This is a genomic window from Hymenobacter humi, assembly GCF_042665855.1.
GTDB classification, from domain to species: Bacteria; Bacteroidota; Bacteroidia; order Cytophagales; family Hymenobacteraceae; genus Hymenobacter; species Hymenobacter humi.
On record NZ_JBHTEK010000001.1, the window covers coordinates 1,194,167 to 1,214,163 of the forward strand.

Consider the following 19,997-nt stretch of genomic DNA (forward strand, 5'->3'; position numbering starts at 1 on the left):
CGTATGGTGGGCTGGCAATTGCTTCGCCATCATTCTGCGAGGCATACTCGCGTCATTTTTTACTCTACTGATGAAGCTCAATTTCCCTCGCCTCGGGTGGGCGCTGCTGGCCCTGCTGTGGCTGGCTACCCCCGCCTTTGCCGGCGGCAAACCCGGCAAACCGGCCAAAACGCACAGCAAGGACGAAGTAGTCACCATCTCTACCTCGCAGGGCGTTATCCGCGTTATTCTCTTTGATGACACGCCTTTGCACAAGGCCAACTTTCTGCAGAAAGCGAAAACCGGCTTCTACAACGGCACCACGTTTCACCGGGTTATTCCCGGCTTTATGATTCAAGGCGGCGACGCCAACACCAAAGACGCGGAGCCCGGGAATGACGGCCTGGGCCAGCCCAACGAGGGCACGGTGCCCGCCGAATTTGCCGCCGGCCACCAGCACAACTACGGGGCCCTGGCCGCCGCCCGCCAGGGCGACTTTGCCAACCCCCAGCGGGCCAGCAGCATTTCGCAGTTTTACCTGGTAGAAAACCACGCCGGAACCCACTTTCTCGACGGCCAATACACCGTCTTCGGCCAAACCATTCAGGGGCTGGACGTCATCGATAAAATTGCCAACCTGCCGCGCGACGGCCGCGACCGGCCCACCGCCGATATCAAAATGACCGTGAAAATGGAAAAGATGAAGCGGAAAAAAATCACCAAGCTCTACGGATACAAGTACGAATAACTGCGCGCAATACGCTCTGCATCTCAGAAACGCGCCCCTTATCGCCCACCCATGAAAATCCTGCTTACCGGTTCCAACGGCCTGCTGGGCCAGAAGCTGGTAGCCCTGCTCCGGCAGCAAGCCGGTGTGGGCCTGGTGGCCACCTCGCGCGGGGCCAACAAACTGGCCGGCCTCTATCCCGACCTGTCCTTCGTGCCCCTCGATGTGACGGATGCTGCTCGGGTACGGCGGGTATTAACCCAGGAGCAGCCCACGCACGTTATCCACACGGCGGCCATGACCAATGTGGATGAGTGCGAGCTCAACCGCGAGGCCTGCTGGCTGCAAAACGTGACCGCCGTGGAAAACCTGGTCGATGCCTGCGTTGAGCTAAATATTCACCTCACCCACCTGAGCACCGATTTTATTTTCAGCGGCGAGGCAGGGCCGCTGGATGAAGAGGCCGAGCCGGCGCCGGTCAATTTCTACGGCGAAAGCAAACTGGCCGCCGAACTCCTGGTGCAAGCCAGCCCCGGCCGCTGGGCCATTGCCCGCACCGTGCTGGTGTACGGCGTAGCCCACGAGTACGGCCGCACCAACATTGTGGTGTGGGTGCGGGATTCCCTGCGCGCGGGCAAGCCCATCAAAGTGGTGGACGACCAGTGGCGCACGCCTACGCTAGCCGAGGACCTGGCGCAGGGCTGCTGGCTGCTGGCCCGGCAGTCGGCGCAAGGCATCTACCACCTCAGCAGCGACGAACTGCTCACGCCCTACGCCATGGCCCTGCGCGTAGCCGACCATTTTGGACTCGATAAAAACCTGATTGAGAAGGTCGACGCCAGCACGTTTTCGCAGCCCGCCCGGCGGCCGGCCCGCACCGGCTTCCTCATCGAGAAGGCGCGGCGCGACCTGGGCTACCAGCCCCACACCTTCGCCGAAGGCATCGGCATTGTGGGCGCCCAAAGCGAAGCGGCCAGCGGCTAAAAAACCCGCCGGGGTAGACGGCGGGTTTACACTCAACAGGGGTAGCCGGTGAGCAATGGAAACGTAGAGTGGGTAGAAAACTAGGTTAGGTAAAGCGGAGCCTGGTGCGGGTTGGAAACGAAAGCGAGGTAGAAACTACGTGAGCTAATCAGGGAAAGAAGAATTAAGCCTGGGGCCAGACTCCTACCAGAAGGCCTCCCACCAAAACGGCGGTTCGGCCCAATAACGCCGCTTCGCCCAAGGCGCGCGGTACGACTACCCCGTCAGGGGTTATAAAATCGAGACCTGCCGGTATAAGTTGAGCCGAGTTGCTTCGGGCTATGGTTTGGCGGGGCGGGGTTAATGAAGCGGGTATAAGTAGAAGCATATAGTAATTGGTAGAGGGAGAGAAGAAAATGGACGAATTGAATCGTCTCTAAGGCGATACAATGTTACCGCCTCAAATCAACCGTGAAAAGGACACTACCGAAGACAATGGGACATCCGTTTTTTAGTTATTCTAAAAGAAAAGCACAAGAAATTGCTCTAAAAATTCCGAGTCACTAATTTGGATGTGTTTGGCTCTATTGATTATTGCTCTGTAATACAAATACATATACCTATTGCCTGCTGGGTATATTTAGGGCTGTAGTACTTGAAAAAAGTCCGATTTGCGACATTGGGTATGCTGAAAATGTTTCTTTCATCAGGCCGGGAATTGCCCGTGTCCTGAACGTAGACAACGCCTGTAATTACACAGCCTGGTAGTTCCGCCGGCTTAGGGCGCTCAAGCTTAAAATGCTTGCTACCAAGCAGAAGCATGGCAATGCGAACGCCCACCACGCTTCGGGAGCGTTGCGCACGGTAGCCATCAGCCGGCCCCAGGCGGCCACATCGGGCGGCAGCCCAATGCCTAAAAACGACAAGGTGCTTTCGATGCCCAACAGGCTGGCCACACTCAGCGGAAAGGCCGTGCGCAGCGGTTGCAGCGCGTGCGGCAAAGCGTGGTTGAGCCAAATTTTTCCGGCCGGTACACCGGCCGCACGGGCTGCTTCAACGAACGGAAGGGCCCGCACCCGCAGCATTTGGGCGCGCACCAGGCGTGCCGATTGCGGCCAGGAGGTGAGCGTAAGCAACGCCAGTAAACCCAGCGTGGACACCCCCACTCCAGCCGCCATGGCTACCACCAGCACGAGGCGCGGGATGGTGTCGAGGGTCGTGGCCAGCCCCATAACCGCTGCGTTGATTGGCAGCGGCCAGGCCGGCAAGGCGCGGTGGGCCACCCAGGCAGCTAGCGCCAGCGCCGCGCCCACTCCGGCCACCGCCAGGCTCAGCCAGGGTAGGGGCGCTTGCAGGGCCCACCATCCGCCGCCACACGCCAGCAGCCAGTAGGGGCCGCCACGCGGGCCCGGTTGCCCCAAAACCCCGCGGCTCCTCCCGCTACGGCGCCCACCAGTGCCGATAAGGCCGCCGCGGGCAAGGTGAGCAGCACGGCCGTGCGGGCCCCAAATACGAGCACGCTCAGCACGTCGCGCCCTTGCGGGTCGGTGCCCAGCCAGTGAAAGCCCGAGGTAAATGGGGCCTCGGCCACGTGCGCCAAATCGGGCACGCCCGGCGCGTAGGGCAAGGGCAGCCCGCCGGCCAGCAGGGCCGCGAGCACCACCAGGCTCAGCCAGAGCAGGGCCAGCTTTTGTGCCCAAGAGACGGAAGCGGAATTTAGGATTGCCAACGGATGCGGGGGTCGGCCCAGAGATAGAGGAGGTCAGCGAGCAGCAGGGACAGCAGGCGGGCGGCGCCCGTCAGCACTACTCCACCCACCAGCACGGGGTAGTCGCGGGCGGCGGCGGCTTCGGCCAGCAGACGGCCCATACCGGGCAGTGCAAACACCACTTCCACCACCACGGCCCCGGCCACCAGGGCCGGCAGCAGCTCCGCTACCTGGGTGAGGGTGGGCAGCAGAGCATTGCGCAGCGCGTGGTGCCGTATAATGGTGCTTTCGGCCAGCCCTTTCGCGCGGGCCGTGGTGGCGTAGTCGCTACGCAATTCCTGGGTTAAGGAGGCATTGAGCTGCAGCGTAAGGTCGGGCACGGCCGTGAGCGTGAGGGCCGCGATGGGCAGCACCAGGTGCCTCAGGTAAGCGGCGGTGCTGTTCCAGAAGTCGGGCTCAATATCCGTGGGCTGGTCCAGCCCATACGCCGGGAACCAGCCGAAAACTTCGGGGTTAGCAAAAACCAGCAGCAGCACCAGCGACACCACAAACAGTGGCAGCGCGTGCCCAGTTACCAGCAGCGCTTGCACGGGGCGCTGCCACCAGGGGCCGGCCGCAAGCCGTTGAGCCAGAATCAGGGCGGTCAGCACGGCCAGTAGGGCTGCCGTGCCCGTAAGCGGCAAGGTGAAAAGCACGGCGCGGCGAAGCCGGGCCGTGACGGCCTCCCCGGTTCGGAATGAAGTGCCCAGGTCGCCGCGCAGGGCCTTCGTAATCCATTGGTGGTATTGGTTATTAGGGCCCTGCCAATACCAGGGAGAAGTAGATTGAGCTGGCATTTCGTCTTTTCGGCCCACGTAAAACAGCGGCAGGTCCAGGCCCAGGCGCCGCTTGGCAGCCTGTTGAGCGGCCGAATACTGCGTTGAATCGTTGGAGCCGCCATACGTCAGCTCGGCAGAATCGGGGAGCGTCAGCTGCGCCGCGGTGTCGGCGTCGTGCCGGCTCAGGAGAAATACGGCCGATGCCAGGGCCCACACCGCGAGCACCGTCCGGAACAAGCGCCAGAGTAACGACCAGGCCATGCGCTACGGAACGGGTAAATGCTGCGGTGCCCGCTCGACGGTAGTGAGCGTATAGCCCGGCTTCAGGCTGCCAACCTGCAGGCCGGTGAGGCGGCGGCTGGCCGCAATCCGGTTGGGCAGAAAGAACAGCGGCACGATGGGCATTTCCTGCTGCATCAGGGCTTGAAAGCGGCGCAAAAGCCGGGCCCGGTGGGCTTTGGTATTAGCGGTGGCAATTGCCTCGATTAGCCGGTCGCTGGCCGGGGTGCTGAACCCCGTTATATTACCCGCCCCGACCCCTCGCGTATGAAATATCGGGGTGAAATTGAACATGAACGGGTTGCCTCTGAGCACCCGCACGTAAACGTCAAAATCACTGGCCTTCAGCGCCATGGCCAGGCTGCCCGCTTCGGTGGGCTGAAGCGTTACGGGAATGCCCAGCCTGGCCGCCGCCGCTTGAAACTGCAGGGCAACCGTGGCAAACAGCGCTTCATCGGCCCGGTAGCGCACCGCCAGCCGGAGCTGCTGCGGCCTGCCGTTGCGGGAGTTTCGGGACCAGCCGGCTTCCGACTGCGGGTTTCGTTGCCAGCCGGCCTGCCGTAGCAGGCTCGGCTGCTCCCTGGGGGTCGAAAGGCGTTAAAGCGAGGCTGTCGTTGTAAATGACGCTTTCCGTTGGGCTGATGATGCCCACCGTGCGTTGGCCTCCTCCCATCTGCGTGGCTTTTAGCAGGCCGGCGGCGTCGAAGCATTGGCTCAGGGCGCGGCGGGTGAGGGAATCGGCCAGGGCCGGGCGGCGGGTATTAAAGCCGGCCGTCACGACATCGTAAGAAGCCGCCGAATAAAAATTGAGCGCTGAGCTGGCGGCCGGAGAGGCGCGGAGCCGGGCAAACTCGCGGGCCGGCACCTGGGGGAATACATCCACATCGCCCCGCCGCAACGCCAGGGTGGCGGTGGCCGCATCCGGGATGATAACAAAATCGAGCCTGCTTGGCCCGCGCCTGCAGCACCGCTGGCGTGGGGCGCAATTGGTCGGCCCACCACCGTGGTTTGCGGCGAAAGCTGAGGTATCGGTCTTTTTCCCACTTTGCCAATTGGTAAGGGCCACAACCCGGCAGGCGATTTGGAAAGCGCCCGGGGTCGGCCGCCCGGTAGCGCCGCGCTATTGCCACCAGCACCGAATCGGCCGGAGCAGCCGCGGGCCTGTTTTGTAAATCGGCCAGGCTAAAGCGGCGGAGTTGCCCGTGGGGGTCCAGCACCGCTTCGGGCAGCACAAAAAAATCCCCCGATTCCTCCACGTATTCCAAGCCTTGGCCTCGGCAAATGAGCGTGAACTGCTGCGGAACCCTGGGGTCAATCAATACCGCTCGGATGAAGCGGTACCGGGGCCTGGCCATTTCGTTGGGAAGGCCCGGGCAAAACATCAGCTTTAGCGTAAAGTCCACATCGCGGGCCGAGACGGGTTGGCCGTTGTCCCAGGCCGCCGAAGGCCGGATGCGGTAAGTAAGCCTGGTCAGCGAGTCGCCAACTAGCTGTACCGAAGGAATTGCTTCGGCCAAAGCCGGGGCGATGCGGTGATTGGCTACGTCAGCCTGCAGCAGGCTGACATGGAGTAAGTTGTTGGCGCCAGTGGCTGCCTGGTTGGGCAGCAGCATGGGGTCCAGGGTTTCGGGGTCGTAGGCCCACCGGATTCGGATTGAGTCAGACTCGCTGCCCTTGGTGCTACAACTGCTCAGCAGCAGGAGTATTGCCCAGCAAAAGAGAATCAGAACCGAGGGATTGTACTTCACACACCACACCTAGAGTAAGGTAGCCACGCTACCGCGGGTGCCAAGTTAGGTATGAAATCGCAGGGTTTTCTAGGCAGCGATGTCGCCGCCCCAGCCGCCCGTGCCGCCAACGGTAGCAATATCTCCGCCCCAACCGCCGGTACCTCCAACGGTAGCAATATCACCACCCCAGCCACCAGTGCCGCCTACGGTGGCGATGTCGCCGCCCCAGCCGCCGGTACCGCCGACAGTAGCGTTATTCTGGCCTGCATTGACCGAAAAGCTGAAAACGTGAATCAGGGCGATGGCAAGGATATTCAACACGGCGGTAAGGATTAAATGAGTGTCAGATGTTTGAGTGACACAAAGTTGATGGTTCCAACTACCGTATAAAAGGACAATGCTGCCCTGAATATGACTTGACTTTAAAGCGTAAAATTTTTAATTATAATCCTAACGCTCTCTATAAAATGCTCATTTTGCATCCAGGACAATTATGATTTCTTATTCTTTAAAAAAACAGGCAAATTGTGACATTATAAGGTCAAAATGCCCAGACCAAGCCACTCTACAAAGGTTGGGAGGGATTGATAGCAGAAAAAGGAAACAAGTCTGCTATTTGTGACATCGTATTTTGAAAGCTTGACGGTAGATAAAGCTGCTGGAATGCGTCATAAGAGCATTATGAAATGAATGAGATTACGAATTTGGCGCGGATTGTGACATCGCGCAGTCTGACTACACTCCCATTATTGGACCTGCGCAGCCGTCAATCAAATAAAGAAATCCAATTTGTAGAAGCGCTGACTTCCTCATCAGAGGTAACCCAACTGCAGGTAGTCAAGGCCTTGTATGGAAAGCCTACAGCGGCTAATGTACGAGCATTGCAGAAGTTACAATCGCGCGTCCGGAGCAAGCTGCTCAATCAGCTCTATTTCCTGGACCATTCGGATCCGCGGCACTTGGTTTCGCGCCGTTATGAGATGGAGTGCCTGGACCTGCTGCACAAGGTGAGCATTCTGTATGCTGAGCGCGAATACAAACTCACTGAACGCTTGCTGCAACGCTGCTTGCGGTTAGCGGAAATGGGTGAATTCACCCATTACCTGGTGCAAAGCGCCCGGATGCTCCGAAACCTGCACGCGGAGCAGCGCCAGGTAATCCCCTACAAGAAGGTGGCGAAAGCACTGCTGCGCGCCCAGCAGGTGCTGGCGTGGGAAGATGAGGCAGAACAGATTTACAGGGACACGCAGGCGGCATTGGGTAGTACGGTAGCCGCCCGGCGGAAAGTGCTGGCGATTATGCCAGAGCGAATAGAGCATCTGGAAACGCTGCACCGCCGGGCGCGTAGCTTTACTACTTACAACGCCGTGTACCGGGCGCGGCTGGCCTACGAGGAGCTGCAGGGCAACTTCACCGAAATGATTCGGGTGACGGCCGCGGCGGCGCGGCGCCTACGCGACGGCAAGCTCAATGCCCGGCGGTTTGACCTTCGTTTCAACCATTTCGTGTGCATTTACGCGTATTTGCGCAGCCGTCAGCCAGTGCAAGGGCTGCGGCTGGCCGAGGAATACAGCCGTGATTTTCACCCGTCCTCCAGCAACTGGTTTTACTTCCAGGAGCACCACGTGTTGCTGGCCCTGCACGCCGAGCAATACGAGCGAGCCCAACAGTTATTAGGAATCATTACGAAAAACCCGGCTTATCCCATTCAGCGCGAAGCGGCATTGCAGCGGTGGGACCTCTATAAAGGGTATATCGATTTTGTGCTGCCGCCGCAGCGCGCCACTACGGCCCGGCAGCGGCAGCTGGCCCAGTGGGTGCTGCAGCTGCCCGAGTACAGCCGCGACAAGCGTGGGCACAACGTAGCCATTCTGGTACTCCAGGCTGCTGCATTTCCTGCGCGAGCGCAACCTGGAGGAAGTGCTCCTGCGCCTGGAGCGCCTCCGCAAGTACCAGCAACGGCACTTGTACGAACCCACCACGGTGCGCAGCCGGTTGTTCCTGCGCTTGCTGCAGCTGATTGTAGAAAAGAACTTCGACGCGCCTCAGGCAGCGGAACGCGGGAAATCGCTGCTGCTGCAGCTTCGGGAAACGCCTCCGCCCGGCGAGGCCTTTGCCGAGGTCGAAATCATTCCCTACGAACACTTGTGGGAGCTGGTATTGGGCCTGCTGCGCGAAGGGCCGCCGGTGCCAAACGAGCTGCAAGGCCACTAGCCTGCCGGCGTTTGAAAGTCCGCGTTAGAATTTATTGAGCCGCTGCAGCACCTCGCGCAGGTAGGTCTGGCCCACGGGAATGTGCTTGCCTTCGACGGTCATCAAATTGTCTTCCAGGGCCTGAATGCGGTTGACGTTGACGATGAAGGAGCGGTGAATGCGCACGAAGCGGCTGCTGGGAAATTTCTCTTCCACGGCCTTCATGGTGCTGTATACGATGAGCTTGCTCTGGCCCGTCACGATGTGCACGTAGTCGCCGAGAGCCTCGACGTAATGCACGTCGTCGAAGGTCACCCGCACCAGTTTGTTGTCCACTTTCACGAACGTGAAGCCGGCGTGGGGGCCGGGGTTTCGATGGCCTCCGCTCCAACGTTGGGCTGGCGTTGGGACGCCTCGAGGGCCTTTTGGGCCGCTTGCAGGAAGCGTGCGAAGCTCACGGGCTTCATTAGGTAATCGACGACCGACTGCTCAAAAGCCTCCACCGCGTATTCTTTGCTGCTGGTAATCAGCACAACCGGCGGTGGATTCTGGAGGGTGCGCAACAGCTCAATGCCCGACATCAAGGGCATTTCCACGTCCAGAAACAGCAAATCGACGGGGTTATTCCGCAGAAATTCGGCGGCTTCCACGGGGTTGTTGTAGCTGCCGATGGCGTGCAGAAACGGCGTGTTGGCGATGCAGTTGAGCACAACCTGCACTGCGAGCGGGTCGTCGTCGACGACCAGACAGCGCAGGGTGGCAACGGGAGCAGAAACAGACATGGAGAAATTGAAACCGGATGGGCCAACGAATGTAAGTTGTCCGGCTTAGTTATGGAGCGTACGTGTTCCGCTACAAAGAGTACGCCCGCACTTCGAGCCTGGGGTAGAGTTGAGCCAATTGCTGGCGAATGGTGCCCACCAGCGCCTCGCAGTCGGCGCCATCAGGGTGGCGGGCCGCTTGCTCCAATTCATCGAGCCTGGCTGTGCAGCGTGGGCACGCCAAAGTAGGCCACCTGGCCCTTCAGCTTGTGGGCCGTGCTGGCCAGGGCCGCTCCGTCGCGGCCGCAGGCGGCGGCGAGCAGCGCTTCCTGGGCCGGTGCCTCGACGAGAAACGTGCTCACGATTAGGCGAAGAAACGCCTCGTTGCCGCCCGCCAGCTCTTCCAGTAGCTGCCAATCGGGCTTGATTAAATTCTGAGCTGAATCTGCTGAATTCGCCGCTGGAGTCCCATTGCCGGCCGTTGGCACAGCCGGCGGCGCGGTGCTACGGCCTGTGAAGTGGGCCAGCCGGGCGTAGAGCACGGCTGGCTCGAAGGGTTTGGCCAGGGTGTCGTTCATGCCGGCGGCCAGGGCCATAGCCCGGTCTTCGGGCAGTACGGACGCCGTGAGCCCGATGATGGGCAGCTCGGCGGCGGGGAAGCGCTGGCGCAGGCGGCGGGTCGCTTCGTAGCCGTCCATTTCGGGCATCTGCACGTCCATCAGCACGGCGTCGAAGCGCTGCTGGGGCGCGCAGGCGGCTTCCACGGCCAAGCGCCCATTCTCGGCGATGACGACCTGCACGTTCCAGGCTTCGAGGGTTTTGCGGGCTACGAGCCTGGTTCAGGGCATTGTCTTCGGCCACCAGCACGCGCAGGGCGGGCTCAAACGGGGCCAGCAGGCCAAATTGGGCTTCGGGTTGTGCTGCGCTGGCATCGGCTACTTCGTAAGTCAGCTCAAAGGAAAACTCCGAACCCTGACCTTCTTCGCTGGTCACGGCCAGCTGACCCCGTGCAGCTGCACCAGGTTGCGCGCGATGCTCAGGCCCAGGCCCGTGCCGCCAAACTCGCGGGTGGTGGAGGTGTTGGCCTGGGAAAAGTCTTCGAAAATGGCCCCCAGCTTATCGGCTGCGATGCCGATGCCCGTATCGCGCACTGCGAAGCGAATGCGCGCCAGCTCAGCAGTCGGGAGCGAAGGATGTTCCGTTTGAGCATCAGCTTCCGGAACTGGTACGGCTTGTACGCTAACCGTAACCCCGCCCTGGCGCGTGAACTTGATGGCATTGCCCACCAGATTTACCAGCACTTGGTTCAGGCGCACCGGGTCGCCCAGCACGGCCGCGGGTACGTTGGGGGCGACATCAATAGTTAAAGTCAGGCCCTTCGTCTCGGTGGCGAACCGGAACATGGCACCCAGCCGCCGCACCGCCTCGGGCAGGCGGAAGGGCACGCGCTCGAGCGAAAGCTTGCCGGCTTCCATCTTGGAGCTGTCGAGGATGTCGTTGATGATGACCAGCAGGTTTTGCGACGACGACTCGATGGCCGTGAGGTACTCGCGCTGCTCGGTGGTGGTGGGAGTGGCCTGCAGCAGGTTGGTGAGGCCGATGACGGCGTTCATGGGCGTGCGGATTTCGTGGCTCATGTTGGCCAGAAACTGGGCTTTGGCTCGGCGGGAAGCCTCCGCCGCATCGCGGGCCACCACGAGGTCGGCGTTGATGCTCTCGATGTGGGCTTTCTGCTGGCGCAGCTCGGCGGTGCGCTCGGCCACGGTGCGTTCCAGCACCTGCTGCGTTTGGCGCAGGGTCTGTTCCCGGACGCGCACCGTCGCCAGCACCAGGCCCCCGCGGTCAGCAGCAGCAGCCCGGCAAACCACCAGGTGCGGTAAAACGGCGTGGCAATGCTGAATTCGGCCTTGGCTGCGTCGCTCCAGGGGCCGGTGGGGCCGCGCCGGGCCCGTACCTCCATGGTATAGCGGCCGGCGTCGAGCCCCGGAAATTGGGCTTCGGGCGAGGTGCTGGGCCGGCTCCAGGCATCCGAGAGGCCCCGCAGGCGGTACTGGTACTCCAGCGGTTCGCCGCTGGCGGCCAGGCTCACGCCCTCGAAGGCAAAGCGCAGGCGGTGGCGCGTGGCCGAGAGCTGGCCCAGTTTGGTGATGGTGCGCGGGTCGCCGTCTACTTCGGCCGTGGTGAGTACCAGGATGGGGGCGCTACTTGGGTGCGGCCGAATGCCTCTCGCAAGTCCACCCGAACCAGGCCGGCGCGGGTGGCTGCCCAGGCGTTGGGCCGGTAGCCGGTGGTCAGCGCCAGCGGGCCGCGGGCGTCGCGCACCAGGGGGTTGCTGTTGGCGGCCAAGGGGGTGAAATTTCCCGTCTTTTCATCGAGCAGCGAAAGCCCTTGCAAATGCGAGAGCAGCAGCCACCGGCCCGCTTCGCTGGTTCCGGGGAGGCCAGGGAGGGCCAGCAGGCCGTACACAAAGTTAGTAGAGGGGCTGTGGGCGGCTTGGTAGTGGCGCCAGGCATTGCCGGAAAAGCAATACATCCCCTGCCCCTCGGTGCCCACCCACACGCGCCCGCCAGTGTCTTCGGCAAAGCTGCTGATAATTAGGCCGCGGCTGTTGGGACGGTGATACGTGAACCGTTGCCGGGCCACATCGTAGGCGGCCAGGCTGGTGCCGTGCGTGCCCACCCACACTCGGCCGGCGCGGTCGGCCAGCAGCGCATAAATCGTATTGTGGGGCAGGCCGTTGGTTGTAGTGAAGTGCCGCACTCCGTTGTTAGCGGGCAGCAGGAAGAGGCCGTTGGTGGCTGTGCCCACCCACAGGCCGCTGCGAGCCCCGTAAGTCAGCGCCGTGACGTCGAGGGTGCCCGGGAGGCCCGCCACCCGCTGCGGCGTCTGGCCCGGGGCGTATATCCAGAGGCCGTCGCCAGCGGTACCGGCCCAGTAGCTGCCTGAGCTACCTGGTACCGGCAGCACTGCCCGCACGGGCACGGCCGGGCCCGTGCTCAGCCGGGGGCCATACCTGCCAGAAGGACTCACAGATTGCAAGCCTGCGGCGGTGCCCACCATCAGCGTGCCGAGTTGGCCGGTGCTCATGGCCAGGGGCGGGGAGATGTTGGCCGGGGTAGGGTAGCGGCTCAGGTGCCGGTCGGAGTGGCGCCACAGGCCCTGCCCGACCGTGCCCAGCCAGGCATTGCCTTCCCGGTCTTCGAGCAGGCAGCTGGGTATCACACCGGCGGGCAAGCGCAGCCGGTAGCGGCGCAAGTACCGGCCAATGCTGGCCGAATCCGGGGCGGAACCTGGTTGGCCGGGCGGCGCAGGCTGGCGGGCGCCGCGGTGCGGTCGGCCACGGCAAATGCGCCCGTGGCTTCATCTTTGGCCGAAACCCCACCGAAGAAGTGCCCCACCCAGAGCTGGCCGCTGGCCGGGTCTTCCCGCAGCGAAACCACGAAATTTTCGGCCAGGCCGTCTTTTTTGGTGAAGGTGAGGAAGCGGGAGCCGTCGTAGCGAATCAGGCCCTCGGCCGTGCCCAGCCAGAGGTAGCCCTGGCGGTCTTGCAGCAGCGCATAAACGGACGGCGCGCGCAATCCATCGGCCTGCCCAAACTGGCGCAGAAAGGCCTGCTGCGCACTTGCGGGCCCCGCCAGTGCCAGCAACAGCGCCAGCAAAGGCCACCATGCAAGTCCCGCCCGGCGGGTGTACAAAAAATGGAGGAAAGCTTTCAAGCAGGAGGGCGGCCCAACCGGCTACCCGGTCGTTTGACGCTACAAGGTAAAAGGCAGGGCCTGACTGCTGGCTAAACTCAGGATAAAGCCAGCTCAATTTACGCCCTTGCCAGGGCTCGCTTCTACTTGGCCGTCACCTTAAACTCGGTGCGACGGTTGAGCTGGCGGCCGAACTTGGTGGTGTTGGGCACCACGGGCTGGGTTTCGCCGTAGCCGGCGGCCGTGAGGCGGGCGCCCGCAATGCCGTGCTGGGTGAGATAGGTGACCACGGCCTGGGCCCGGCGCTGGCTCAGGTCTTGGTTCATGGCGTCTTCGCCCACGTTGTCGGTGTGGCCGGCCATTTCCAGTTTCAGGGCTGGGGTTTCGGTGAGCAGCTTTTGCAGGCGCTCGAGCTCGGCGGTGCTTTCGGGGCGGAGCGTGGCCTTGCCCGAGTCGAAGAAAATGTTGCGCAGCACGATGGTGGTGCCCACTTCCAGTCGCTTCAGGGGAATGTCTTTCACGACTTCGGCATAGGCCGCGCCGGCGGGCAGGTCGAAGTTTTCGGAGTGAAACAGGTAGCCGTCCTGCCGCACCACGATGCCGTAGTTGGTACCCGAGGGCAGGCTCACCAGGTAGCGGCCCGAGGTGGAGTTGCTACGGAAGGTGGCAATGGTCTGGCCGCTCTTGTTGTCGACGAGGTCGATGGTGGCTTCGAGCGGCTGCTTGGTGGCGTCGTCGGTCACGGTGCCTTTCAGAATGGTGACCTGGGCCGTGGCGACCGCTACGGCCGGGGCCAGCACGGTTTGCTTCATGGGGGCTAGGCGCGAGGCCAGCAGCTGGTCTTCTTCGCTCAGCAGGGGCTGCTTTTCGGGGCCCAGGAAGGTGATGCGGTAAATGTCCTTGGCGCCCAGGCCGCCGGGCCGGTCGCTGGAGTAGTAGCCGTGCCGCCCCGAGGCCGAGGTGACGAAAAACACGTCGTCGTCGGGTGTGTTAATCGGCCAGCCCAGGTTCTCAGGCGTGCTCCACTTGCCGTTCTCAAACACCGACTTGAAGATGTCGTACCCGCCCATGGAGTTGTGGCCTTCGGAGGAAAAGAACATGGTTTTGCCATCGGGCTGCATGAATACGCCCTCCTCGCCGTAGGCCGTGTTAATCACCGAACCCAGGTTGACGGGCGGGGTGCGGCTGTCCATTTCCACCTTGTAGATGTCGGAGCCGCCCAGGCTGCCTTCGGCCTTGTCGCTCACGAAGTACAAAAACCGCTCGTCGGGCGAGTAGCTGGCCGAGGTTTCGTGGCTGCGCGTGTTAATGCGCGAGCCCGGCTGCTTGGGCTTGCTCCAGGCGCTGCCGCCGAGGTTGGCTTCGAGCAGGTCGCCGCCGTTGGCGTTGGAGTACACCAGCATGCGCTGGCCGTCGGGCGCCAGGCCCACGGTGGCGTTGTGCTCGTCGGTGTTCACGGGCGCGCCCAGGTTGGTGGCACGGCTCCAGGCCTTGCCCTTCCAGGTGGCCTGGTACACGTCTTCGAAGTAGCCGTTGCCTTCGGGGTCTTTCTTGCTGCCCGTGGAGCCCGCCCGGCGCGAGGTAATGAGAATGGTCGATTCGTCGGCCGATACCACAGGGCCGTAGTCCGAATCCGCGGAATTGAGCTCCGGCCCGGCATTGTCGATGAACACTCGGGCGGGGCGGGCCATCGCCTGCTGGCCGTTGCGGCACTGCTGAATGTAGCGCTGCAGGTCGTTGGGCGTAATGCCGGGGTCGCTGCCGTTGCGGGTGTTAACGCCCATGGGGGTGTACCGCTGGTATTCGGCCATGGCTTCGCGCCACTTGGCGCTCAGGTGCAGGGCGCGGGCCAGCAGAAAGTGGGTGCGCGCATCAGCGGTGGCGTCGAGCTTGGCGGCTTTTTGCAAGAAGGGGAGCGCCGCGGTTTTGGTGGCCGAGTGCAGGTAGCAGTCGCCGATTTTCACGTTCAGCGCCGCGTTGTTGGGGTTGAATTCCTGGGCCGCGAGGTAGTGGGTCAGGGCCTGGGCGTAGCGCACCGGGTCAGCCAGGTATTCGGTGTCGCCGGCCTTGAGCTCGCGCATGGCCTCGCGCAGCCCTTCTTTATTGTCAGAAAACTGGTCTTTGGTAAACTCCACGCTTTGAGCCACGGCCCGAGATGCCGAAGAAGCCAGGAGTAGCAGCAGAATCAGGCGGAAATAGATAGGCATTGCGCTAAGTAAAGGGGTAGGAACGCGCCTTGGCGCGTTCAATCTTTGAACGGTTGGGCAGGCGTGGTGCTGCCGCCGAACGCGCCAAGGCGCGTTTCTACTGGGCTTGGCCCGCGCAGCCGGCGGCCGCGGCATAATTATCCCCCACCGCAATGCCCAGTTCGGCCGCCCGGCGCCAGTCCTGGCAGGCTTCGTCGGCCTGACGAAGCATTTCGCGGGCGTGGCCGCGGTTGAGGTAGGCTTCGGCGTAGTCGGGCTTGAGCTTGATGGCTTCGCTGGCATCGGCGGCGGCTTGGGCGTACTTTTCCAACTTGAGCTGAGCGGCGGCGCGGTTGTTCCAGGCGTAGGCGTAGCTGGCGTCGAGCTTGATGGCCTGGCTGAAATCGGCGATGGCGCCGGCGTAGTCCTTGTTCTCGAAGCGGGCGCTGCCGCGGTTACTAAAGGCCAGCGGGTTGTCAGCTTTCTTGGCCAGGTAGGCGTCGTAGTCGCGCAGGGCCTGAGGCAGCTGGCCCGTGCGACGCTCGGCAGTGGCGCGGTTGAGCAGCGCCGGCAGCAGCTCGGGCTGCAGCGTCAGGGCCTTGGTGTAGTCCTGGGTGGCGGCGGCGTAGTTGTTGAGCTTCTGGTGGGCGCTGCCGCGGTCGTGGTAGGCGTAAGCCAGCTGCGGGTCGGCCTTGATGGCGCCGTCAAAGTCGTCGCGCGCGGCCTGGTAATCGCCTTTTTCGAAGCGCAGCACGCCGCGGTTGTACCAGGCCGGGGCGTAGTCGGGCTTGGCCTTCACGGCTTCGGAATAGTCCTGGTCGGCTTCGGCGAGCTGGTGCTGGGCCTCGCGCACCTTGGCCCGCCCGAAGTAGCCGGAATAGTTGCCCGGCTCCAGCTTCAGGGCCTGGTCGTAGTCGGCCAGGGCTTGCGGATACTCCTTGAGTTCGTAGCGGGTAGCGGCGCGGTTGGTGTAGGCGGCCGCAAAATCGGGCTTGGCGGCAATGGCCTGGTCGAAGCTGCGCAGCGCGGCCGGGTAGCTCTGCGCGTTGAAGCTGGCCAAGCCGCTGTTGTAGGCCTTTTCGGCGAGCTGCGGGCCGGGCAAGGTGCTGGCCCGCACCGAATCGACTTGCGCTTGCGCCAGAACGGGGGCTCCCAGCAACGCGAGAATAAGTAGAGCTTTTTGCATGAAATCCAGAAGGTAGGATTAATAAGAAGCGTATGAAGCGAAGATATTGGATTTTTTGATTTCGATGCGAAGGGTATAGTAAAAAAGATGTCTTGCAGCGCAAAGCCTTCCCCGTGGAAACCTCACCCCCGGCCCCTCTCCCCAGGAGAGGGGAGCCACGGCACAAGGGTTAGCTCAATTCTGAAAGTAAAAAAGCCCCAGGCTCAATATTGAGCCGGGGCTTTTCATTTGGTTAACGTCGGGCTCCCCTCTCCTGGGGAGAGGGGCCGGGGTGAGGTTTCCACGGCCGAACAGAGTGTTGTTCGGCCTATTGCTTTCTCTTTTCTTTCGCGGCTTTCCCGAAAATGCTTTTCGGTAATATCATGTGGGCGCCGCGGGTGCCATCGACTACCTGCGTGGTGTTGAGGTCGCCGGCCACGCTGCACAGCATGTAGGCGTCGTCGCGGGTCAGGTGCTTTTCGGTTACCAGGAAGTCTATCATTTCGCGCACCGCGCCCTTTGCCGCGATGGTCAGGTCTTCGTTCAGGCCCATGCTGATGTAGGAAGTGGGCGTTTCGGCGCGGGGCCAGTTCAGGTGCAGGTCTTTGCGCACGATGAACTGCAGCGTGCCGCTGAGCGAAGTTTCCAGGGCCGTGATGTCGACCTCGCCGTTGCCCTGGCCGGCGTGGCCATCGCCCACAAAAAACAGCGCGCCCGCCGCGTGCACCGGCAAGTACAGCGTGGTGCCGGCCACCAGGCTCCTTGTTGTCGAGGTTGCCGGCGTGGATGCCGGGCGGGGCGCTATTCAGCCGGCCCGCCGCGGCGGGTGGCGCCACGCCCATGCTCCCAAAAAACGGGCGCAGCGGCACGTCGATGCCCGGCGCGAAGTGCGCCACCATCTTCTTGGCATCCAGCGGAATGATTTTCATTTTGGCGTACGGAAAATCTTCCGGAATGAAGCCGCTCTTGGCACCAAATGCATTGTATGCGTAAGGAATGGCCAGCTTCACGGACTGGATGCGCACTTCCAGCACGTCGCCCGGCTCGGCGCCCTCGATGAAGATGGGACCGGTGAGGATATGCCCGCCGGGGCCTTTGTTGGTTACTTTTTCGGTGATGTCGCGCAGGGCCTGCTCTACCTGGGCGGGCGCCACGCCGGCGCCTTCCAGCCGCGCAGGAGTGGAGGTAATCAGGGTGTGGACTTCCACCGCATCGCCCGATTTGATGCGCATAACAGGCGCCGCGGCGGCATCATAATAGCCCCAGGCTACGGTGCTGGGAGTAGGCTTTAGCGTGTGCTGGGCTCGTTGGGCTTGGGCACCCAAGGGGAGACCGAGGAGAAAGGCCAGGCCCAAATTCCGGAGCGAGTAAAGCAGGTGACGGTTTTTCATGCCGGTAAGTACGCACCCTTCGGCTTAATACCACCAATGCTTGCGGCGGCCAAGCCGACTTACATCCTGGCATTGATATTCTAGCCGAAGATATTTAATGGCTGTGATACAGCAAGTTGAGCTATCGGTTAGGCCCATTTATTTATTATGTTAAGTAAAATAAAGCAGCCATTAACCCCTTTATTTCCTTTGCTCCAGACCAGCTTAATGGGCAAATGTAGACGGTTGAGCTTCACAGAAAAAAGCCCTCAGTAAAATCGAAGGTCTAGGGCAACTGACGGAGGGGCCTGCCCAGTGCTCGGCGACATTGGAAATTCGGCTCTGCATAAGTCCCGTCTTGCCGAAATTGCCGGCAGCTTGCCCCGACAGCGCCCTGAATTTGTTTGGCTATAAATCGACTGCTATTCCTGCCGTATCCCATTTATGAATCCCACCGAACCAACCTTCACTGCTGCTGAGAATAACCGCTACAGCCGCCACCTGCTGCTGCCCGAAATCGGCGTTGCCGGCCAGCAGAAGCTGAAAGCGGCTAAAGTGCTGGTGGTGGGCTGCGGCGGGTTGGGCTGCCCGGTATTGCAGTACTTGGCGGCAGCCGGCGTGGGCACGCTGGGGCTACTCGATTTTGACAGCGTCGACGAGAGCAACCTGCAGCGGCAGGTGCTGTACGGCACTGCCGACGTAGGACGGCCCAAGGCCGAAGTGGCCGCCGAAAGGCTCCACGCGCAAAACCCGTTTATTGAGCTAAGGCCGCACCAAACCCTGCTTTCCGCCGCCAATGCCCTCACGCTGTTTGCCGACTACGACCTGGTGGTGGACTGTTCCGACAATTTTGCCACCCGCTACCTCGTCAGCGATGCGTGCGTGCTGTTGGGCAAGCCGCTGGTGTTCGGGGCCATCTTCAAGTTTGAAGGGCAGGTGTCGGTGTTCAATTACCAGAACGGGCCCACCTATCGCTGCCTGCACCCTGTGCCGCCAGCGCCGGGCGAGGCACCCAACTGCGCCGAAATAGGGGTGTTGGGGGTGCTGCCGGGCTTAGTGGGCACTCTGCAGGCCGCCGAAGCCCTGAAAATAATTCTGGAGCTGGGGGAAGTGCTCAGCGGCCGTCTGCTCTTGGTCGATGCACTAAGTATGCGCTTTCAGACCATCCGCTTCCGCGCCGTGGCGGCCAACCAGCAGCTTACGGCGCTGGCGCCCGACTATGCGGCTTTCTGCGGCGACGCACCGGCGGAAGCGGCCCCGGCCCGCGCCGCCGAAATAAGCGCCGACGAGCTGAAAGCGTGGCAGCAGAGCGGCCGGCCGTTGCAGTTGCTCGATGTGCGCGAGCCGCACGAGCACGCCCGGCGCAGCATTGGCGGCCAGCTCATTCCGCTGGGGCAGCTGGCCGGGCAGCTTGCGGGCCTCGAGCCTGCGGTGCCCGTGGTGGTGCACTGCGCCAGCGGCGTGCGCAGCCAAAAAGCAGCTCAATTGCTCCTGGCGGAGGGCTTTGTGGAAGTGTATTCGCTGCGCAACGGCCTGGCCGATTATTGATTGCGGTCGGACTCGCCGTCCGAATTGGGCCAGGCAGCCAGCAGTCCCAGAATGCGGTCCAGCCGCACTTGTTTGGGCTCCGTGCGCCGGGCCACGGTGGTGGCCGTCCAGTACCGGTGGTGGGTCATGAAATCGGCCTGGAGCTGAAACCATGCGCGTTCGCCGGCAATGAGCTGGCGGGCCGTGAGCTCGTGGTAGAGGCTGGTGGAAATGGGCTCAAAATCGTGCCGGCCCAGGTAGTCGAGGTCGGCGTCGCAGAGAATCTGGTCGAGGTGGCTCTGGGGCTCCTGCGGGTAGCGAGTGGCCATTATCATGGCGCAAATCTGTTCTACCTGCCCCCGCGAATACCCGTAGTTGGGCAAGGTGACGCGCACCAGGCTCGCAGCCCCGGGCCTCGTGCCCTTGGTAGGTGTGCAGAAAGCCCGCATCGTGGTAAAGGGCCGCCGTGCGCAGCAGCACCAGGGATTCGGTATCGGTGACGCCCTCGGCGTAGGCCAGCTCCATGGCCACGGCCTTCACGTCGAGGGTGTGGTGCAAGCCGTGGTAATAGAGCGTAGGGGAGAGGCTGCGCCGCAACTCATCCACAATAAAATCTTCGGCGGCTTGAGACTCCATGGGGTAGAACGCTGGCAGAAGCATTTGGGCGTGTGCTGCTGTAAAGCAAGTGATTAAAAGCCGGATTCGGAACAGATAGCCTGGGGAATGTATGCTGCTCAAATCTTGGGCAGGCAGTAGCTACCGTGCCAGCCCAAGCGTTCAGGAGGCCTCAGCGCATGGCTCCGGGTGCTGGCGGCCCGGGGCCACCAGCGCTCGCACTCGGCTGCTGGCGGAAAGCTCTTCCGCGAAATCAGGACACTGAGGAAGCAATTCTTTTC

Annotated in this window: 21 protein-coding genes and 4 pseudogenes; 4 read left to right on the forward strand and 21 right to left on the reverse strand. The window is 62.2% G+C overall.

All coding sequences use genetic code 11. The annotated features are described in order from the left end of the window. The first annotated feature begins 70 nt into the window (after positions 1–70). Both ACFQT0_RS06745 and ACFQT0_RS06750 read left to right on the forward strand, forming a co-directional pair. Positions 71–727: a peptidylprolyl isomerase gene (locus ACFQT0_RS06745; protein WP_380201441.1), complete on the forward strand. Its 657-nt coding sequence runs from the start codon at positions 71–73 to the stop codon at positions 725–727. Positions 728–778: 51 nt separating this feature from the next. Further along, entirely contained in the window at positions 779–1,690 is a 912-nt protein-coding gene (locus tag ACFQT0_RS06750; RefSeq protein WP_380201443.1) for an SDR family oxidoreductase, read from the forward strand. Positions 1,691–2,421: 731 nt separating this feature from the next. On the opposite strand, the gene ACFQT0_RS06755 is transcribed toward ACFQT0_RS06750, so the two are convergent. The 7 genes and pseudogenes from ACFQT0_RS06755 to ACFQT0_RS06785 form a co-directional block, all read right to left on the reverse strand. After that, complete coding sequence (locus tag ACFQT0_RS06755) at positions 2,422–2,991, reverse strand: ABC transporter permease (protein WP_380201445.1); 570 nt, start codon at positions 2,989–2,991, stop codon at positions 2,422–2,424. 8 nt (positions 2,992–2,999) lie between these two features. After that, positions 3,000–3,332 carry a hypothetical protein gene (locus tag ACFQT0_RS06760; protein ID WP_380201447.1) on the reverse strand — a complete coding sequence of 111 codons (333 nt, stop codon included), beginning with the start codon at positions 3,330–3,332 and terminating at the stop codon, positions 3,000–3,002. Positions 3,333–3,385: 53 nt separating this feature from the next. Further along, positions 3,386–4,456 carry an ABC transporter permease gene (locus ACFQT0_RS06765; protein WP_380201449.1) on the reverse strand — a complete coding sequence of 357 codons (1,071 nt, stop codon included), beginning with the start codon at positions 4,454–4,456 and terminating at the stop codon, positions 3,386–3,388. Between the two features lie 3 nt (positions 4,457–4,459). Further along, complete coding sequence (locus ACFQT0_RS06770) at positions 4,460–4,945, reverse strand: hypothetical protein (RefSeq protein ID WP_380201451.1); 486 nt, start codon at positions 4,943–4,945, stop codon at positions 4,460–4,462. After that, the gene (locus ACFQT0_RS06775; protein WP_380201453.1) at positions 4,926–5,540 is read right to left on the reverse strand and encodes an ABC transporter substrate-binding protein; all 615 of its coding nucleotides are present in this window, start codon (positions 5,538–5,540) and stop codon (positions 4,926–4,928) included. The genes ACFQT0_RS06770 and ACFQT0_RS06775 overlap by 20 nt, the downstream gene beginning before the upstream one ends. After that, a pseudogene (locus ACFQT0_RS06780) lies at positions 5,476–6,087 on the reverse strand (ABC transporter substrate-binding protein); the annotation flags it as partial. The gene ACFQT0_RS06775 and the pseudogene ACFQT0_RS06780, both read right to left, overlap by 65 nt. 204 nt (positions 6,088–6,291) lie before the next feature. Next, entirely contained in the window at positions 6,292–6,525 is a 234-nt protein-coding gene (locus ACFQT0_RS06785; RefSeq protein ID WP_380201455.1) for a hypothetical protein, read from the reverse strand. 560 nt (positions 6,526–7,085) lie between these two features. Here ACFQT0_RS06785 and ACFQT0_RS06790 point away from each other — a divergent pair. Further along, positions 7,086–8,456: a hypothetical protein gene (locus tag ACFQT0_RS06790; protein ID WP_380201457.1), complete on the forward strand. Its 1,371-nt coding sequence runs from the start codon at positions 7,086–7,088 to the stop codon at positions 8,454–8,456. Here ACFQT0_RS06790 and ACFQT0_RS06795 read toward each other — a convergent pair. From ACFQT0_RS06795 to ACFQT0_RS06850, 12 genes and pseudogenes are all read right to left on the reverse strand, one after another. Beyond that, the gene (locus tag ACFQT0_RS06795; RefSeq protein ID WP_380201459.1) at positions 8,443–8,739 is read right to left on the reverse strand and encodes a LytR/AlgR family response regulator transcription factor; all 297 of its coding nucleotides are present in this window, start codon (positions 8,737–8,739) and stop codon (positions 8,443–8,445) included. The genes ACFQT0_RS06790 and ACFQT0_RS06795 overlap by 14 nt on opposite strands. Then, positions 8,736–9,179 (reverse strand): LytR/AlgR family response regulator transcription factor, encoded by a 444-nt coding sequence (locus ACFQT0_RS06800; RefSeq protein WP_380201461.1) that lies wholly within the window; start codon positions 9,177–9,179, stop codon positions 8,736–8,738. The genes ACFQT0_RS06795 and ACFQT0_RS06800 overlap by 4 nt, the downstream gene beginning before the upstream one ends. A gap of 188 nt (positions 9,180–9,367) precedes the next feature. Further along, entirely contained in the window at positions 9,368–9,700 is a 333-nt protein-coding gene (locus ACFQT0_RS06805) for an Hpt domain-containing protein (RefSeq protein ID WP_380205930.1), read from the reverse strand. Further along, positions 9,695–9,976: pseudogene (locus tag ACFQT0_RS06810) on the reverse strand (response regulator); the annotation flags it as partial. The gene ACFQT0_RS06805 and the pseudogene ACFQT0_RS06810, both read right to left, overlap by 6 nt. Positions 9,977–10,147: 171 nt before the next feature. After that, positions 10,148–11,026, reverse strand: a complete 879-nt coding sequence (locus ACFQT0_RS06815) for a histidine kinase dimerization/phospho-acceptor domain-containing protein (protein ID WP_380201464.1) — start codon at positions 11,024–11,026, stop codon at positions 10,148–10,150. Positions 11,027–11,064: 38 nt separating this feature from the next. Further along, positions 11,065–11,247: pseudogene (locus ACFQT0_RS06820) on the reverse strand (triple tyrosine motif-containing protein); the annotation flags it as partial. A gap of 77 nt (positions 11,248–11,324) precedes the next feature. Then, positions 11,325–12,413 carry a ligand-binding sensor domain-containing protein gene (locus tag ACFQT0_RS06825; protein WP_380201466.1) on the reverse strand — a complete coding sequence of 363 codons (1,089 nt, stop codon included), beginning with the start codon at positions 12,411–12,413 and terminating at the stop codon, positions 11,325–11,327. Further along, positions 12,377–12,805 (reverse strand): two-component regulator propeller domain-containing protein, encoded by a 429-nt coding sequence (locus ACFQT0_RS06830; protein ID WP_380201468.1) that lies wholly within the window; start codon positions 12,803–12,805, stop codon positions 12,377–12,379. Before ACFQT0_RS06830 ends, ACFQT0_RS06825 begins: the two co-directional genes overlap by 37 nt. 191 nt (positions 12,806–12,996) lie before the next feature. Beyond that, positions 12,997–15,060 (reverse strand): OmpA family protein, encoded by a 2,064-nt coding sequence (locus ACFQT0_RS06835; RefSeq protein WP_380201470.1) that lies wholly within the window; start codon positions 15,058–15,060, stop codon positions 12,997–12,999. Between the two features lie 97 nt (positions 15,061–15,157). Next, positions 15,158–16,225, reverse strand: a complete 1,068-nt coding sequence (locus tag ACFQT0_RS06840) for a tetratricopeptide repeat protein (RefSeq protein ID WP_380201472.1) — start codon at positions 16,223–16,225, stop codon at positions 15,158–15,160. Between the two features lie 307 nt (positions 16,226–16,532). Continuing rightward, the gene (locus ACFQT0_RS06845) at positions 16,533–16,958 is read right to left on the reverse strand and encodes an acetamidase/formamidase family protein (RefSeq protein ID WP_380201474.1); all 426 of its coding nucleotides are present in this window, start codon (positions 16,956–16,958) and stop codon (positions 16,533–16,535) included. Positions 16,959–17,085: 127 nt separating this feature from the next. Continuing rightward, a pseudogene (locus ACFQT0_RS06850) lies at positions 17,086–17,595 on the reverse strand (acetamidase/formamidase family protein); the annotation flags it as partial. Between the two features lie 423 nt (positions 17,596–18,018). Here ACFQT0_RS06850 and moeB point away from each other — a divergent pair. Beyond that, a complete protein-coding gene (moeB, locus tag ACFQT0_RS06855; protein WP_380201476.1) occupies positions 18,019–19,122 on the forward strand; it encodes a molybdopterin-synthase adenylyltransferase MoeB in 1,104 nt (367 codons plus the stop codon). Here moeB and ACFQT0_RS06860 read toward each other — a convergent pair. Beyond that, on the reverse strand, positions 19,116–19,430 hold the full coding sequence (locus tag ACFQT0_RS06860; protein WP_380201478.1) for a hypothetical protein: 315 nt from the start codon (positions 19,428–19,430) through the stop codon (positions 19,116–19,118). The two genes, moeB and ACFQT0_RS06860, sit on opposite strands and share 7 nt — an antisense overlap. Then, positions 19,339–19,737, reverse strand: coding sequence for a hypothetical protein (locus ACFQT0_RS06865; protein ID WP_380201480.1), 399 nt, complete (start codon positions 19,735–19,737; stop codon positions 19,339–19,341). Before ACFQT0_RS06865 ends, ACFQT0_RS06860 begins: the two co-directional genes overlap by 92 nt. Positions 19,738–19,997 lie beyond the last annotated feature (260 nt).

Excerpts from the sequence above, each read along its gene's own strand:
- ACFQT0_RS06835 (WP_380201470.1), bottom strand. The coding sequence starts at position 15,060 with ATGCCTATCTATTTCCGCCTGATTCTGCTGCTACTCCTGGCTTCTTCG.
- ACFQT0_RS06800 (WP_380201461.1), bottom strand. The coding sequence starts at position 9,179 with ATGTCTGTTTCTGCTCCCGTTGCCACCCTGCGCTGTCTGGTCGTCGAC.
- ACFQT0_RS06865 (WP_380201480.1), bottom strand. The coding sequence starts at position 19,737 with ATGGAGTCTCAAGCCGCCGAAGATTTTATTGTGGATGAGTTGCGGCGC.
- ACFQT0_RS06750 (WP_380201443.1), top strand. The coding sequence starts at position 779 with ATGAAAATCCTGCTTACCGGTTCCAACGGCCTGCTGGGCCAGAAGCTG.
- ACFQT0_RS06840 (WP_380201472.1), bottom strand. The coding sequence starts at position 16,225 with ATGCAAAAAGCTCTACTTATTCTCGCGTTGCTGGGAGCCCCCGTTCTG.
- ACFQT0_RS06860 (WP_380201478.1), bottom strand. The coding sequence starts at position 19,430 with ATGGCCACTCGCTACCCGCAGGAGCCCCAGAGCCACCTCGACCAGATT.
- ACFQT0_RS06765 (WP_380201449.1), bottom strand. The coding sequence starts at position 4,456 with ATGGCCTGGTCGTTACTCTGGCGCTTGTTCCGGACGGTGCTCGCGGTG.
- moeB (WP_380201476.1), top strand. The coding sequence starts at position 18,019 with ATGAATCCCACCGAACCAACCTTCACTGCTGCTGAGAATAACCGCTAC.
- ACFQT0_RS06745 (WP_380201441.1), top strand. The coding sequence starts at position 71 with ATGAAGCTCAATTTCCCTCGCCTCGGGTGGGCGCTGCTGGCCCTGCTG.